At 45.5% G+C, this 16,273-nt stretch carries 11 protein-coding genes; 10 read left to right on the forward strand and 1 reads right to left on the reverse strand.

From position 1 onward, the window contains the following. The first annotated feature begins 105 nt into the window (after window positions 1–105). The 10 genes from sigI (at window position 106) to MHI37_RS07585 (ending at window position 15,023) form a co-directional block, all read left to right on the forward strand. Complete coding sequence (gene sigI, locus MHI37_RS07540; protein WP_076334366.1) at window positions 106–921, forward strand: RNA polymerase sigma factor SigI; 816 nt, start codon at window positions 106–108, stop codon at window positions 919–921. Beyond that, on the forward strand, window positions 918–2,192 hold the full coding sequence (locus MHI37_RS07545; RefSeq protein WP_076334365.1) for an anti-sigma factor domain-containing protein: 1,275 nt from the start codon (window positions 918–920) through the stop codon (window positions 2,190–2,192). The genes sigI and MHI37_RS07545 overlap by 4 nt, the downstream gene beginning before the upstream one ends. 212 nt (window positions 2,193–2,404) lie before the next feature. Further along, window positions 2,405–3,772, forward strand: a complete 1,368-nt coding sequence (locus tag MHI37_RS07550) for an ATP-binding protein (RefSeq protein WP_076334364.1) — start codon at window positions 2,405–2,407, stop codon at window positions 3,770–3,772. A 218-nt stretch (window positions 3,773–3,990) separates the two neighbouring features. Then, entirely contained in the window at window positions 3,991–5,532 is a 1,542-nt protein-coding gene (locus MHI37_RS07555) for a leucyl aminopeptidase (RefSeq protein ID WP_076334363.1), read from the forward strand. Window positions 5,533–5,534: 2 nt separating this feature from the next. After that, window positions 5,535–6,818: an MFS transporter gene (locus MHI37_RS07560; protein ID WP_076334362.1), complete on the forward strand. Its 1,284-nt coding sequence runs from the start codon at window positions 5,535–5,537 to the stop codon at window positions 6,816–6,818. Next, a complete protein-coding gene (locus MHI37_RS07565; RefSeq protein WP_076334361.1) occupies window positions 6,808–7,515 on the forward strand; it encodes a DNA alkylation repair protein in 708 nt (235 codons plus the stop codon). The genes MHI37_RS07560 and MHI37_RS07565 overlap by 11 nt, the downstream gene beginning before the upstream one ends. Before the next feature lie 47 nt (window positions 7,516–7,562). Continuing rightward, complete coding sequence (locus MHI37_RS07570) at window positions 7,563–8,531, forward strand: alpha/beta fold hydrolase (RefSeq protein WP_076334360.1); 969 nt, start codon at window positions 7,563–7,565, stop codon at window positions 8,529–8,531. A gap of 312 nt (window positions 8,532–8,843) precedes the next feature. Next, the gene (locus MHI37_RS07575) at window positions 8,844–11,759 is read left to right on the forward strand and encodes a 2-oxoglutarate dehydrogenase E1 component (protein ID WP_076334359.1); all 2,916 of its coding nucleotides are present in this window, start codon (window positions 8,844–8,846) and stop codon (window positions 11,757–11,759) included. 6 nt (window positions 11,760–11,765) lie between these two features. Beyond that, a complete protein-coding gene (gene odhB, locus MHI37_RS07580) occupies window positions 11,766–12,968 on the forward strand; it encodes a 2-oxoglutarate dehydrogenase complex dihydrolipoyllysine-residue succinyltransferase (RefSeq protein ID WP_076334358.1) in 1,203 nt (400 codons plus the stop codon). A 222-nt stretch (window positions 12,969–13,190) separates the two neighbouring features. Then, window positions 13,191–15,023, forward strand: a complete 1,833-nt coding sequence (locus MHI37_RS07585; RefSeq protein ID WP_076334357.1) for a PAS domain-containing sensor histidine kinase — start codon at window positions 13,191–13,193, stop codon at window positions 15,021–15,023. Here MHI37_RS07585 and MHI37_RS07590 read toward each other — a convergent pair. Continuing rightward, window positions 15,018–16,223, reverse strand: coding sequence for an MFS transporter (locus tag MHI37_RS07590; protein WP_076334356.1), 1,206 nt, complete (start codon window positions 16,221–16,223; stop codon window positions 15,018–15,020). The genes MHI37_RS07585 and MHI37_RS07590 overlap by 6 nt on opposite strands. Between the last annotated feature and the right edge of the window lie 50 nt (window positions 16,224–16,273).

Below are 16,273 nucleotides of genomic sequence, written 5' to 3' on the forward strand. Positions count from 1 at the left end.
GAAGGCGTCTGTCGTTTTACATTGCATAAATGAAAATGTTCTCATAATGTACCCCCTGAAACCGTATAGACAGAAACGAATCATACTAGTAGTGAGGTGGAGCGGTTGTTACTTGTATTGTTCAAACGCTTTTTGCGGAAGTCTACTTCCGCCGAGGCTGTAGAGAATGAGCGAAAGCTTTCTCCCGAACAATGTGTTGCTCGCATTCGTCAAGGTGACGAGCTGCTTCGCGAGCAATTCATAGCAGATTACAAACCTTATATTTTAAAAGTAACAAGTCGATTTTGCAAACGGTACATCGATCAGAACCGGGATGATGAATTCAGTGTGGCGCTGTTAGCCTACAATGAAGCGATCAATCAGTTCGATAGTGATGCTGGAAAATCCTTTATTGGTTTTTCTGAAACTGTTATTCGCCGTCGGCTTATTGACCATGTCCGAAAAGAACAAAGGCATGCTCAGACAATACCTTATAGCATGTTTGACTCCGAGGATGGAGAGCAGCCGCGTAATAATTCCGTCGAAAGCTGGCAAGCGATGGCATCGTTTGAGATTAAGCGGACGGAAGATGAGAGAAGGCTGGAGATCGGCGAGCTGAACCAGGAGCTTATGAAATTTGGGATCTCTTTTGCTGAGCTTGTGGAAAACTCGCCTAAACATGCGGATTCTAGAAGGCTGTTGATTGGAATTGCACAGACACTTGTCAGTCATAGCGATTTAATGGATTCCTTGAGAGAAAAGAGCAAGCTCGCTGTCAAAGAGCTGACTGAACTTTGTGGTGTATCCCGCAAAACAATCGAACGAAATCGGAAATATATCATCGCAATTTCGATTATTATTTCAGGTACATACCCCTACATGCATGATTATTTAAATATAGCTGGTGACCAAATTCATACGAATAAGGAGGCAAGCAAATGAAGCGTGGAGTTGTTATGAGTGTTCATAAGCAGCATGTAGTTGTAATGACAGCAGACGGTGAATTTTTGCAAGCCCCTGTTCAAGGTTCACCGCAGATCGGTGAGGAAATTACGTTTGAGGCGATTTTAAAAAAGTCTCGAGCTGTCAAGTCTATCTATTGGTATAGCAGTGCTGCTGCTATCTTTCTGCTCATATTTCTACCACTGTTATTTTATACGCAAAAGGATTCGAACTCCGTAGTCGCCTATGTAAGCATGGACATTAATCCGAGCGTTGAATTAGGTGTCGATGGAAATGAGAAGGTAAGAGAGCTGCGTGCGCTAAACGAGTCTGGAGATCAGATTATAAAGGGACTCTCATACGCGGGTTTGAATGTGGCAGATGTAGCCGCTTCGATATTGGAGAGGGCTAAAGGCTCGCATTATCTCGATACGCCTAACAAAGATATTTTCATAACGAGTATGCTGATAGACGGCAATTCTGCACTTAAGCTCGATTATGAGGTTAATTTGACGGGAAAAGTCGACCAGATGTTGAGAAACTTGCTGTCGCAACTCGCAGCGGAGGCTTCCAGCGCAACGATTACGACACTGTCGATTCCGAATGAGCTGCGTGAGGAAGCGGCTGAAAACGGAATATCCTCAGGCAAGATGGCGGTATATTTGATGGCAAAGGATGAAGGCTATGAGCTTGAACTGGAGCAATTGAAGCAGCAATCCATCGACAAGGTTACAGAGTCATTTGGCGGAGTAAAGACGATCGTTGACAATGCTGCGGATACGAGCAAGGAGAAGCTAAAGGAGCTTGTTGCACGTGAGAAAGAGGAGAAGGCCAAGAAGCTGACAGAAGATCTAAGTACAAATACTGCTAAGCCTACACCAGCTCCAAGTCCAGCAAACAAACCTGTGAGCGCCGTTAAGCCGCAGAAGCCTTCGACTAAAGCGGAAGAGACAAAAAAGCCCGACACGAGTGGAACGAAGGGCAGCGGCCAGCAAACAAAGCCGGATAAGTCTGCAAAGCCAAGTCAACCGAATAAACCAACGATCGGGAAGACAGACAAGGATCCAGATCGTAATGATAGATGGAGCAACTCAAAGGACTGGGAATGGGACAAGGACAAATGGAATCGAAATAACAAAGATTACAACAGAAGCGATAAGGATAATAGAGAGCGAAACGAGAAATGGAATAGGGAACGCAGCAAGGAGAAGGGCAGTGACAACAAAAAGGAAACAAAAAAGAATCGAGAGAAACAAAACGAAAAAGATTAAAAATCCAGCAGGGAATAAACGATGTGAAGGATACGGTTGAAGTGGAAAATGGTAAGCGGAGACTTAAGTCCTAGTGTTTGGGAAGGGCACTGGGAGCTTATCATGGGGCAAAATTCGACAGTATTTCCGATTGACAGATATTGCAAAACCATCCTATGATTAATAGTAAATGTAACCGTTTTTCTAGAGACGTTGCCGGGGAGGAGTACAAAATGCAGGCCATTCGAAAGCGCTATTTCCCGGCGCTTGCCGAGTATATACGAGATGGTAAGGAAGTATCATTATTTCTTGCTAATGAGCTGGGCAAGGAGCTTTACGGACTAAACCCCGAAGAGATTATCGCCGTGCACGAGGATTGTATACAGTCGCTAGCTGCCAATGTTGATTCTGATGAAGCGGTTAGACTATACAATCGTTCCTTCGTTTTCCTTATGGAGATTATGGTAGCTTGTCGCTTTCGATTGCCTGAACAGACTACTGAACAGAAATTTACCGAAATGCGAGAAATGCTGTTTCGCTCCAACCGTTCCTTTGAAATGGTTAAAAACAAATACGAGAACGTTTTGCAGCATATGGACAGCGGAATTGCACTGTTTGATAATGACGGTATTTTATCGTTTATTAACGTACAGATGGCTAAGCTTCTGGAAATTCCCAGAAAAACATTAATAGGCTGTTCGATAAGAGAAATATTGAAGCATCGTCAGCTTTCGAGCACAACAAAGCGAACAGTGCTAAGACTTTACAAAGAGATGTTTCTCTTGCGCAGTCGCTACTATGAATTCCAGCACAAGGATGGCAAGCATTTATTAGTAACCGTTACTTATGGAGATCAATTAGACGGCGATTTTTTAATTAGTGTAAAGGACGTTTCGGAATACAAGCAGATTGAGCAAACCGCATTGCAAAATGACAAGCTCGCTATGCTCGGAAAAATCGCAGCCGCGATTGCGCATGAAATCCGCAACCCGTTAACGAGTATCCGCGGTTTTATTCAATTGCTGCGTCCCTATTTGCTGGAAGTAGGCAAGGAAGAGTATGCGCGCATCATTTTAACGGAAATTGATCGGGCTAATGATATTATTTATGAGTTTCTTAATTCCTCCAAGCCCTCTGCGCCGATGAAGCAAATGGTAAGTATTGATCATTTAATTAAAGAGGTTGTCCTGCTGACTGAAAGCGAAGCGTTAATGCGGAATTGTGAAATTATATCGGAATGTAATCACTATGGTCCAGTAGTCTCGATTGATGTCAAGCAGGTGAAGCAGGTCATTTTGAATATAGTCAAAAATTCACTTGATGCCATTGAAGAGGTGCAGGCTGATCGAAGAGGATTGATCGAAATCGTTTCGCGCCAAACCGATCAATTTGCTGAAGTTATCATTATGGATAATGGCAAAGGCATGGACAAGGCGACGATGAGTCGGCTGTTTGATCCTTTTTTTACAACGAAGCAAGCAGGTACAGGGCTTGGGCTGTCCGTGAGCTATCGGATCGTTCGCAACCACAATGGGACCATTCGAGTAGATAGTGAGGCTGGAGCAGGCACGAAGTTTACAATTACCTTGCCTCTCGCCTAACCTGATAACTTCTAGATTGGCTGAATCAGTACGAATCGAATAAGCTGTAAGAATAGGTGCTCTTCTCCTTTATACGGAGAGCGCTTTTTGCTGTTTTTATAGTAGAATATGGAGCCTGAATATAAACATGGAAAAGTCGCAGGACGTTCTGTATAATGGGTTTGAAAAATCAATTAGTAATTTTATTGTTTTATTTTAAGCGAAGGCGAGGAATACAAATGGGTGTTCAATTAACATACGGAGCTAGAGGTGCGGATCAAGCGGCTTCTGATGCATTGGTTCGTTTTGTAAGCAAAAAAGAGCTCATTCAAGAAGAAAATGCGGGTGCGATTATTCAACCGCAAATTGATCATGCGCTTAGAGCGCTTTATGCAAAAGGATTATTTAAAGCAGAGCCGGAGCAAACCGAAATTGTAGCGACCTTAGGGCTTTATCCGGCAGCACATATCGTTTTTACAGGAATTGAACATGATGGCGGCGTAAGAGGTTTGCGCTTAGCTGCAGCAGCGGCTGCAATAGCTTTGAAAAAAATACGCGCGGCGAATATTACAGTATTGCTCTCGGAGGATTTGCTGCTAAGCTTTGATAAGAGCTGTGGCGCAGAGCTAGCAGCACAAGCTCTTACAGAGGGACTACTGCTTGCTCTGCATGTTCGTGAGCCACTTAAGCGTGAGCCGAATGAGCGCTTCACATTGAAGGCGGTTTCTTTTGAACCTCAGGGCGCTAATGCCAAAGCGGAGATTAAAGCATTGTGGGAGCAAGGCATGAACAAGGGCAAGCTTTATGCTGAAGGGGTCAGCTTGGCTCGTGATTTGACTAACTTGCCTGGCAATGATCTTACTCCCGAGCGCTTGGCCTATCATGCGGAGGAGCTGGCACGGGAGCTTGATTTGGAAATTGAGGTTATGGATGAGTGGAGTGCAGCTGAGCAGCGTATGGGAGGCTTGCTTGGCGTCGGTCAAGGCAGTATTAATCCGCCGCGGATGATTGTTATTCATTATAAGGGCGATTCGAGCTCAGATGAAGCTTGGGGACTTATCGGCAAAGGCATAACGTTTGATACCGGCGGCATTTCCTTGAAGAGAGCGGACGGCATGCAGGAGATGATTTCGGATATGGGCGGTGCGGCAGCTGTGCTCGGAGCGATGCGGATCATTGGGGAGCTGAAACCAGCAATCAATGTTGTTGCGGTTATTCCTACTGCTGAGAATATGCCGTCAGACCGCGCGATTAAACCAGGAGATGTTCTGCGTATGATGAGCGGTCATACGGTAGAAATCGTAAATACGGATGCAGAGGGACGCTTGGTGCTTGCAGACGGACTTACGACTGCCATTACGAGAGGGGCAACTCGTCTAGTAGACGTGGCAACGCTGACAGGGGCTGTATCCGTTGCTCTTGGAACTGAAGCTACGGGTGCGGTAACGAATAATGATGAGCTGTTCAAGCAGGTGCAGTCGGCTTCTGAGCGTACTGGCGAGCGAGTTTGGCTGTTCCCTTCCTATCCTGAGTACAAAAAGAAAATTAGGAGCGATGCTGCGGATTTGAAAAACAGCGGGGGCAGATATGGCGGTACGATTACCGGGGGACTGTTTATTGGTCACTTCGCAGAAGGCTTGCCATGGGTGCATCTTGATATTGCGGGTACGGCATGGCTCGATGCTGGCCGAGGCTGGGAGCCAAAAGGCGCTACAGGGGTCATGGTCAGAACGTTGGTTGAATTGGTCTTACACCAAGAGGAAGCAGAGCGGAGAGGATAAACATGTTCAAGGGCATCCTGCTGCCTAGGCGGAGAATGTCCGAACAGCGGAAAGGCTTGCATACCGCTGTTATGGAAGGTATACCTGCCACTATTATTGGCAATTTACTCGGGGGTCCGCTGCTTACAGCGTACCTCCTTTATTTGGGCGCCAAATCGGACGCCATCGGTATTGCGCTTGCGATTCCAGCATTTGCAAACCTCGTTCAGCTAGTCATTGCTTTCTATATGCATCGTTTTGAGAACCGGCGTCTGTACATTATGTTGTTCAGTCTTATTCATCGTACTCTGTGGACAGCGACAGGATTGATTCCTTTTTGGATGCCAGAGGCGTATTGGGTGCCTACTTATATTGTCATGTTCATCATTTCGTTTATATGCGCTCAATCTGCGGGCGTGCTTTGGACCTCTCTTGTAGCTGATATGGTGCCTGCTCAGGTACGTGGTCGTTATTTTGGAATAAGGAATACGATTCATTGGGCGGTTGCAAGCCTTTGTCTGCTTATTGGCGGTCAGATATTGAATCGATTGCCGGAAGGCAGCGGTTTTGTAGTTCTGTATATCATATGTGCGATTGCAACGGTATGGAATGCCATTGAATTGTTGCGCTATCCCAATCTTCCTCTTGAGAAATCCAACGAGTCATCCAAGTGGAAAATGCTGAGAAAGCCGCTGGCTGATCGCACCTATTTGCAAGCCACTCTTTTTTTAGCAACATTCATTTTAATTCAAAATATTTCTGTACCGCTGTTCTCATACGTTATGCTTGATATTGTAAAGTTGAATTATACCTGGGTGACGGTCATTACGACTGTACAAATGATTGTGATGATGTTCAGCTACTACTACTGGGGAAGTCTTAATAGCAAATACTCGACTCGAACGCTGCTGAGATGGGCGCTTCCGATTGTTGCTCTTGCTTGTCTGCTGTGGTCAGGCATGGCGCTGCTTCCTTCTATACTTGTGCTGATCTTGGTCCATATCGTTCTTGGCATTGGCATTGGCGGCTATAATTTGCTTGCGTTTAATTTTATTATTGGAGATACACCTAAGTCGGAGCGTCCGATGTATATCGCAGTTTTTTCAGCATTGACGGGCATCACTGGATTTATCGGTCCTTTGGTGGGAGGCTGGCTCTACAAGCGTGCAGAGGATAGTGCCTACTGGCTGCAAAGCTACGGCATTTCCTTATTTGTAGGAGTCGTGCTGCTTGCTATGGCGCTTCTGCTCGGTCCGGTTGTGCTCAGAGAGAAGAAAGTAAACGGAGGAAAAACCTATGACCTATGATGAGGTAATGCAGGAGCTGGAAAGGCTGGGCAATGAGCAAACGAAAATGACCTTTTTACGGCATGGAGCGATGGAGCCTCTGTTTGGGGTCAGGATCGGAGATCTAAAGAAGCTTGTGAAGATTGTCAAAAAGGATCAAGCTATAGCTCTTAAATTGTACGAATCCGGCAATAGCGATGCCATGTATCTTTCAGGTCTTACGGTTAATCCGAAGTTAATCTCGAAAGAAACGCTTGAGCACTGGGTAGCGCAGGCGAGCTGGTATAGTCTTGCAGAATATACGGTGGCTGGCGTTGCCGCTGAGAGCCCATTTGCACGCGAGCTTGCGCTCGAATGGATGGATTCACCTGAAGAGATGGTTGCTACCTGCGGCTGGAGCACCTATGCCAATTATATATCGATTACACCAGATGAGCAGCTTGAGGTGAATGAGCTAAGAGCGCTGCTTGGGCGTGTTCGGGAAACGCTTCACTCCGAACAGAATCGCGTTCGCTATACAATGAACAGCTTCGTTATAACGGTTGGCATCTATGTCGAAGAGCTGAGAGAGGATGCGATGGCTGCTGCCTCAGTCATTGGCAAGGTGCATGTCGATGTAGGGGATACGGCTTGCAAGGTTCCGGCAGCAGCTGATTATATTGCAAAGGCTGTCGCCAAGGGCAAAGCGGGTGTAAAGAAAAAAACTTGTATTTGCTAATTCAAAATGGATGAAGGAAAATATGGAGTAAATAGGGGTATACTGAGATGAACGCAATTGATCGCCGGAAAAATGATTTATTGGCCTATAACCCGCAAGCAACGATAGGCGCGGATGAGCTGGATAACTATTGGGAGAATACTTTGTCCGGCTATGCGGAGAGGCCGCTAGCGATAACTAGGGAGACGGTTGCAACTCCTTTCCCTGCTATAATAGCAGAACGGTTATCTTACAAGGGCAGTGATGATACTCTAATTCATGGCTTGTATATCCTGCCGCAGCAACGGATAGCAGGGGAAAAGCTCCCCTGTGTCGTCATTTATCAGGGCTATACAGGGGATAAAGGGCTTCCGGAGCGGTATGCGTCATGGCTGCTGCTTGGTTATGCTGTTTTTGCGGTTGATGCGCGCGGTCAAAGCGGGGAAACTGGCAATTTATTGACGTCAGAGGAAGGACAGGTCAAGGGCTGGGTAACACAAGGCATCTCACATGTAGAACAAAGCTATTATCACGCGATTACGATGGATGCTGTGAGAGCCGTTGATGTGGCTTCGCTTCAGCCAGAGGTTGACGCTTCGCGAATCGCAGTTGTTGGGGGCAGCCAAGGCGGGGGGCTTGCGCTGCTAGCAGCCTCATTAAATTCAAAGGTAAGTGCTGTTGTTGCTGATATTCCGAATATGTGCCATATGGATTACGGCATCTTGCATTCTACCGGATCTTTAACCGAGGTCGCGCAGTATATTAAGCGATATCCTGAACGATTGAATTTAGTGATGACAACGCTTGCGTATTTTGATTTGCTGAATTTGGCGGAGCGTATTAAAGCACCTGTCTTGATGTCGGTAGGCTGGAAAGATACCGTATGTATCCCTGAGACGGTTTACGCGGTATTTAATCGAATTCGTTCGCATAAGCAGATGAATGACTTTCCTTTCTCCGGTCATGAAGTGTCCGAGTATCAGAATCGAGAGGCTATTATTTTCATAAAAGAAGCGCTAAACGTAAGCAAACTCTAGAATAGTACAATCATTAGCCCTTTCTTGAACGTATTAGGTTGTTTATTTCGCTTTATTAACAATCAATGCTTGAATTGGATGATATCAATGCTAATAAGGTTATGGATAGCTTACGTACTATGTACTAAAATATAAGGGAGTTATTACGTTTACAAAGCTTTAAGCATAATTAACGGTATTATTTTATTAACCATCAAAATAAGCGTAATGTGAAGACGATTTGTGCAAGTGCAAGTGGGCGGGCATGTATGGCGAGCTTCGCCTTAGAAAATAATAGAATGGCAACGAATAGAGAGGGTGGAATTTTCTGCAATGAGCAACCATGATGAGCGTACTTATTCGCCTTGGCAAAGCTACTATGGTCCCAACCTTGGGTATGTGCAGGAGCAATACGAACGTTTTTTAACTGATCCTGATTCAGTTGAAGCAACGACTCGCGAGCTGTTTGTACGTTTTGGAGCACCGCCGACTGTATCACTAGGAGCGGCACCAAGCCTACCGGCTAAGCCAAGCGAGCAACAAGCTGCATCAACTGCAGCAGCATCTGGTCCGGTTGATTCAAATATGTTGAAGAAGGTTGTGGCTGCGCATCAGCTTATGCTGAACATACGCAGATACGGCCATTTAGCTGCGGATATTGATCCACTGGGCTTAAGTCCTGCTGCTGATACAAAGCTGCTCGTCCCAGAAACCTTTGGACTTTCGCAAGCTGATCTCGTAGCGATTCCTGCTTCGCTTATTTGGGACAATGCTCCGGCATCGATCTCCAATGGCTGGGAGGCTATTAATCGTTTAAGAGAAATTTACTCTCGTTCAGCAGCGTATGAGTTTACACATATTCATGATGAGAACGAGCGGAATTGGCTTAATAAGCAGGCGGAATCAGGTACTTTCCCTGCGCCGCTATCAGCAAGAGAGCGTTCTGCACTGCTCGAACGCCTCATGGAAGTCGAATATTTCGAAAATTTCATACATCGCACTTTCGTGGGCCAGAAGCGCTTCTCAATTGAAGGCGTAGATATGCTTGTGCCGGTATTGGACGAAATCGTTCGCTCCGTAGCGCATGATGGTGCTAATCATATTCTAATGGGCATGGCGCATCGCGGTCGTCTTAACGTATTGACGCATGTGCTTGGGAAACCTTATGAAAAGATCTTCTCTGAGTTTCATCATGCGCCAAACAAAGAAGTTATTCCGTCCGAAGGCTCTATGGGTCTTAACTACGGCTGGACTGGCGATGTGAAGTATCACCTGGGTGCAGATCGGGCAGTGAAGGAAGGCGAAACGATTCGTGCCAACCTTACTCTTGCGAATAACCCAAGTCACCTTGAATTCGTAAATCCCGTTGTTGAAGGTTTCACGCGCGCAGCGCAAGAGGATCGCAGCAAGCCAGGAACGCCTGTTCAAGATCCGTCGAAGGCGGTCACGATTTGTGTTCACGGCGACGCAGCCTTTATCGGTGAAGGCATCGTTGCAGAAACACTCAACTTCAACCAGCTTAAGGGCTATCATAATGGCGGTACGCTGCACATCATTGCGAACAATCGTCTTGGCTTTACAACGAACAGCGTTGACTCGCGCTCGACTCATTATGCGAGTGACCTTGCCAAGGGCTTTGACATTCCAATTGTACACGTAAATGCGGATGAGCCGGAAGCATGCCTCGCGGCTGTACGCCTTGCTTGTGAATACCGTCTTCGCTACAATAAAGGTTTTGTTATTGATTTGATCGGCTACCGCCGCTTCGGTCATAATGAAATGGATGATCCAGAAGTGACGCAGCCGCTTATGTATGCGAAGGTTCGCAATCATTCGACAGTTAGCGTGCTTTATAGCGAGCAGTTGAAGAATGAGAAAGCAATCACGGAAGAGCAAGTGGAAGTATTGCGTCAACGTACAAACGGCAAGCTTCAAGCTGCTTATGATGCAATGAAATCGAAGGAGAATGAGCCGAAGCTCCGTGGTGAGCAGCGCAAGTCTGTGCTTCCTTCTAAAGAAGAAGTACGTACAGCAGTGCCGCTTGAGACGCTTCGTGAAATTAATCTAGAGCTGCTTAATCGTCCAGAGAGCTTCACGGAATATACGAAGCTTCAACGTATTTTGCAGCGTAGAGCTTCGGCGTTGAACGATGGAGAAAAAGTGGATTGGGCACATGCAGAGACACTTGCATTTGCAACAATTCTCGCTGACGGAACGCCAATTCGTCTAAGCGGTCAGGATTCTGAGCGCGGAACCTTTGCACATCGTCATATTGTGCTGAATGATAATGCAAATGCTGTTAAATTCTCACCGCTGCATATGCTGCCACAAGCGAAAGCCTCGTTTGCTGTTCACAACAGCCCGTTGTCTGAGACGGCAGTATTAGGCTTTGAATATGGTTATAATGTATTTGCGCCGGAAACCTTTGTTATTTGGGAAGCGCAATATGGCGACTTTGCGAACGTTGCACAAGTCATATTCGATCAATTCATTTCGGCTGGCCGTGCAAAATGGTCGCAAAAATCAGGAATTACAATTTTACTGCCGCATGGCTATGAAGGCCAAGGCCCAGAGCATTCCAGCGCAAGACTTGAGCGTTTCCTTCAGCTTTCAGCTGATAACAACTGGACGGTTGCCAACTTGACCTCCTCCGCTCAATATTTCCACTTGCTTCGCAAGCAAGCAGCAAGCTTAGGCACAGAGCAGGTTCGTCCGCTCGTTCTAATGGCGCCTAAGAGCTTGATCCGTAATCCGCGCGTTGCTTCACATGGCGTTGATTTCAGTGAAGGTTCATTCAAGCCTGTACTGCCGCAATTCAGTCTTACGGAGCCTAAGATCCAGAAGGATAAAGTGAAACGTTTGCTGCTTTGCACAGGTAAGGTTGCTATTGATATTGAGGAAGCACTAGCATCATCTAATGCAGAGGAATTCGAGTGGCTGCGTATTGCAAGAGTGGAACAGCTATATCCGTTCGCTCATGCTGAAATTGAGCGTATTGTCCAGCAGTTTGATAAACTTGAAGAAATCGTATGGGTACAAGAAGAACCGCAAAACATGGGCTCATGGAGCTTTATAGAGCCTCGTCTCCGTGCTCTGGCACCTAAGAAGGCGGAAGTTCGTTACGTCGGCAGACCTGATCGCTCCAGTACGGCAAGTGGTCATCAAGAGGTTCACGCTGCAGAACAAAAATGGATTATTTCTACTGCTTTGAATGGCAAACCAGTCGAAACAAGTTTGATAAGGGGGTAGTGACTAATGGCTGAAATTATAGTACCAGAATTAGGCGAGTCCATATCAGAGGGCACGATTTCCAAATGGTTCGTGAAGGAAGGCGACTCCGTAAACCAAGGAGATGTCCTACTAGAGCTTGAAACAGATAAAGTTAACATTGAAATTAGTGCTGACAACAGTGGTGTTGTATCACGCATCGCTAAGCAAGATGGAGATGTTGTCCTTGTAGGTGAGGCAATTGGCTCCATCGGTGAAGGAGCTGCCGCGCCGGCAGCCCCTGCTGCTCCAGCAGCACCAGCACCGGTTGCAGCTCCGACTGCTGCACCTGCAGCAGCTGTAGCACAGCCAGCAGCTGCTGCAAGCGAAAGCGCAGCGGCAATCAACGCTTCTCCAGCTGCACGCAAGCGTGCTCGCGAGCAAGGCATTGATCTTTCGCAAGGACAAGCACCTGCACCGGCAGTAGCTACGCCTGTGAAATCCGCTCCGCTTACACAAGCAGCGCCAGCAAGCGTAAATAAGGATGCTAAGCCAACGGAACGCAAACGGATGTCACGTCGCCGGGTTACGATTGCTAACCGTCTAGTTGAAGCACAACGTACAGCTGCGATGCTGACAACATTCAACGAGGTTGACATGACTGCTATTCTTGATTTGCGCAAACGTCGCAAGCAAGCCTTCTTCGATAAAAATGATGTTAACCTAGGATTTATGTCCTTCTTTACGAAGGCGGTAGTTGGTGCACTAAAAGCATTCCCATTGCTTAATGCAGAAATCGACGGCGAAGAAATTGTTACTAAAAAATTCTACGATATCGGTATCGCTGTATCTGCGAAGGAAGGCCTTGTCGTTCCTGTTGTTCGTGATGCTGATCGTCTAAGCTTTGCTGAAATCGAGAGAAATATCGTTGAGCTGGCTGGCAAAGCAAGATCTAACACACTTGCGATTTCTGATCTGCAAGGCGGAAGCTTCACAATCACAAATGGCGGTGTATTTGGTTCCTTGCTGTCAACACCGATTATCAACGCTCCGCAGGTTGGTATTCTCGGCATGCACAAAATCCAACTTCGTCCGGTTGCGATCGATGAGGTTCGTATGGAAAACCGTCCGATGATGTACATCGCACTGTCATACGACCACCGTATCGTCGATGGCAGCGAAGCAGTTCGTTTCCTTGTTACAGTTAAAGCACTATTAGAGGATCCAGAAGCATTGCTGCTTGAAGGATAAAATATATTGGTATAAGCGGGAGCTGTTTTCGAAGTAGAGCAATCTACTTTGGAAACAGCTCTTTTTTTATTCCAAAAAATGGATCATCAATAAGCATAGAAAAATTCTATGGAATCCATTATTTATTTTTAAATTTGAATTAGGAGCAGGAAGAAGGCAATCAATGTTGAAAGTAAACAATCAGACGAAGCCATTCGCTTAATAATGAGGTGAAATGTACAAATGGAAATACTTGGATTTGGAGATAAATTGAAACAAAGTGAAGAAAGATATCAACATTTGGTTCATATGCTTCCGGATGGACTAATCGTTTACATAGAAGATACTATCGTATTTGCTAACCGTGCTTTTTTAAGTATGATTGGTGCTCTGAGATTAGAAGATATAACAGCATATCCAATAAAGACATTTGTTCATCCCGATTATTGGGAGGAATTCACTGTAACGATTAACTACATCATTCGAGAAGCTAATCCATTCAAATCAGTTTATTACAAGCTGCTTAACTTGAATCAGGAGACGGTAGAGGTTGAAATGAGAGCGGTAGCAGTCGAATTCGACGGAAAGTCAGCTATGCAGCTTATTATCCATGATGTCTCTGATCAGAAACGGATGGAAGCATCCTTGCATGAGAAGGATCATTTATACAAAAGCCTGATGGAGAGTGTTGTCGCAGGTGTATTTGTCGGGCAAAGAGATACTATCGTGTATGCTAATCCTTATTTGGCCGAGATGTTTGGCTATACCAATGAAGAAATGTTTAAGCTCTCGCCGTTTGATTTGGTAACTGCTAATGAGATTGAAGAAGTCAGAATGCTCGTGTTTGCGGCAATGGCTAAGGGTGTTAATCAAATTCCGCTGAAATTTAAAGGAATAAAAAAAGACGGCAGCATTATTTATTTAGAAGGAAACAGTTCAATTATTATGTTTAACGGACAGCCATCCTTGTTAGGGACGATACAAGACGTTACCTTTAAGCGAGAGAAGGAAAGACTGCTGCGAGATAATGCGATGCTTTATCAGAAAATTATAAAATTTGTACCTGAACCCATTGTGTTAAGCGATGGAGGCACGATCTTATATGTTAATAAACTGGCTATGCAGGTAATTGGTGTAAACGATGCCAAGGATGCAGTCGGCAAAAGCATATTCGATTTTTTCCACCCGGTAGATCATGAAACGATTAAGGATACAATGCAATTCATTATGTCTACGGATAATGCGACACCGTTTCAGGAACGAGTAATCGTTCATCCGGATGGACAATGTATAGATGTGGAATTATCATGCATTCGGATTAATAACTATATGGGCAAGGATGTAATGCTTAGCGTCATACGTGACTTGACGGATCGGAAGCGCTCAGAGGAAATTCTTATTCGTTCCGAGAAGCTGTCCGCTATTGGTCAGCTTGCGGCAGGCGTGGCACATGAGATACGCAATCCGCTTACAGCGCTCAAAGGCTTTACTCAGCTCCTTAGTGCAAGATATCCAGAGCAGCCGCATTATTTTACGATTATGTCTAATGAGATTGACCGAATAACGCTCATTGTAAATGAGTTTATGACGCTGGCCAAGCCGCATTTTTCACAATTTAGCAATGAACCGTTTAAACCGATCTTGCAAAGCGTCATATCGGTTTTGGAAACGCAAGCGATTTTATTAAATATAGAATTAAAGGCTAGCTATGATCAATCGAATCCAATCGTTTATTGTAATGTTAATCAGCTGAAGCAGGTGTTTCTGAACGTTGTGAAAAATGCTTTTGAGGCGATGCCCGGCGGTGGAGAGGTGGTCATTTCGGCAGTTTCGATGGAGGACGGTTATGTTCATATCCGCATTAAAGACGGCGGGCCTGGCATACCTGAGGAGCTTATTAACAAAATCGGCGAACCCTTCTTGACGACAAAGGAAAAAGGGACTGGACTAGGTATAATGATCAGCTCACGCATTATTGAAGCGCACAAAGGTACGCTTCAACTAAGCAGCGTGATAAATGAAGGAACGGTTGTAGAAATTAAATTGCCAATTGAGACGCAGGAGCCGAGCTTATGAAGATACGTAAGCTTTATCGTCTGCGGAAGCAATCATTTGCTTGCGCTTATGATGGAACAAATAATAGATGACAGCAGAAAAGGCGATAATAATAGCGCAAAGGAAATACATCAAGCTATAGCTATAGCCTGAAGCCAAAAAGCCAAGAATGTAGGAGCCAATGCCGTAGCCAAGATCGAATAGGATATAAAACGTTGCAGTAGCGAGCCCTCTGCGGTGAGGAGGGGCGGCTAACACTGCAATCGTTTGGAAGCAAGGCAGCAGGGCGCCATAGCCAAGTCCGATAATGGAGCCCGAAACGAGCAGCATGACCGTTGAATCAGCTGCGCTAAGGAGCACTAGGCCGATCGCGAATATAGCAATGCTTGGATAAACGATAACATGCTCGCCTACTCGGTCAAGCAATTTTCCAACAATAGGACGCGGTAAAACAATCATGATCCCAAAGCAAACAAAGAAATAGCTAGCATATTGTTCAATAGCCTGCTCACGCGTAAATACTGACATAAATGTAACTAAGCCGCTATAAGCGAATGCTACAACAAATCCACTTAGAGCGATAGGAACAGCCTTGCGTTCGAAGAGATCGCCCCATTTTAGCTTGCTTTTCACCTGTGTTGGCATTTCTTTTGTGACAGAAGGGCCTCTCGCCCAGGCACCGAGTACAAATGCGAGTAATGCGCAAACTGCACATATGGCGAACATTGCAGTATAGCCACCCTGTGCCGTAATCGACAATCCAACGAATGGCCCAATGACCATCGCGAGGCTCATAAACAAACTGAAATAGCTAATGCCTTCCCCTTTGCGATGCTCAGGTATAATATTAATAGCGGTCGTATTCGTGGAGGTAGTTGCAATGGCGAAGGTTCCACCATGAAAAAAACGAATAAGCAACAGCATGGCGTAGCCAAAAACGCCTAAGTATGCAACAGAGCATAATAAAAATAATAATAATGAAATAATGACAACCTTGCGTTCACCGTAGCGAGACATGAAATGTCCAGCAAAGGGGCGAAGAATGACTGCTGCGATGATAAATATAGTCATTGCTAAACCAGCTTGTGTTCCGCTTCCTCCAAGATGAGTAGTGACATAACCCGATAGGGCGGTAGCGAGTGTGTAAAAAGAAAAGAATAGAAAAAAACTGCTTAAACAAACTTTTATGAAGTCTAGACTCCATAATTTGTTCGTATTCATTTGTGGCTCCCCTCTCAGCTGACAGTCTTGCCTTGCATTTCAAAGTGTAA

It is taken from the genome of Paenibacillus sp. FSL H8-0548 (genome assembly GCF_038630985.1).
Taxonomy (GTDB): Bacteria; Bacillota; Bacilli; order Paenibacillales; family Paenibacillaceae; genus Pristimantibacillus.

Bases quoted from the DNA above. Each gene is read 5' to 3' on its own strand.
- MHI37_RS07545 (WP_076334365.1), top strand. From the start codon at position 918: ATGAAGCGTGGAGTTGTTATGAGTGTTCATAAGCAGCATGTAGTTGTA.
- MHI37_RS07575 (WP_076334359.1), top strand. From the start codon at position 8,844: ATGAGCAACCATGATGAGCGTACTTATTCGCCTTGGCAAAGCTACTAT.
- MHI37_RS07550 (WP_076334364.1), top strand. From the start codon at position 2,405: ATGCAGGCCATTCGAAAGCGCTATTTCCCGGCGCTTGCCGAGTATATA.
- MHI37_RS07555 (WP_076334363.1), top strand. From the start codon at position 3,991: ATGGGTGTTCAATTAACATACGGAGCTAGAGGTGCGGATCAAGCGGCT.
- MHI37_RS07590 (WP_076334356.1), bottom strand. From the start codon at position 16,223: ATGAATACGAACAAATTATGGAGTCTAGACTTCATAAAAGTTTGTTTA.
- MHI37_RS07565 (WP_076334361.1), top strand. From the start codon at position 6,808: ATGACCTATGATGAGGTAATGCAGGAGCTGGAAAGGCTGGGCAATGAG.
- MHI37_RS07560 (WP_076334362.1), top strand. From the start codon at position 5,535: ATGTTCAAGGGCATCCTGCTGCCTAGGCGGAGAATGTCCGAACAGCGG.
- MHI37_RS07585 (WP_076334357.1), top strand. From the start codon at position 13,191: ATGGAAATACTTGGATTTGGAGATAAATTGAAACAAAGTGAAGAAAGA.
- MHI37_RS07570 (WP_076334360.1), top strand. From the start codon at position 7,563: ATGAACGCAATTGATCGCCGGAAAAATGATTTATTGGCCTATAACCCG.
- odhB (WP_076334358.1), top strand. From the start codon at position 11,766: ATGGCTGAAATTATAGTACCAGAATTAGGCGAGTCCATATCAGAGGGC.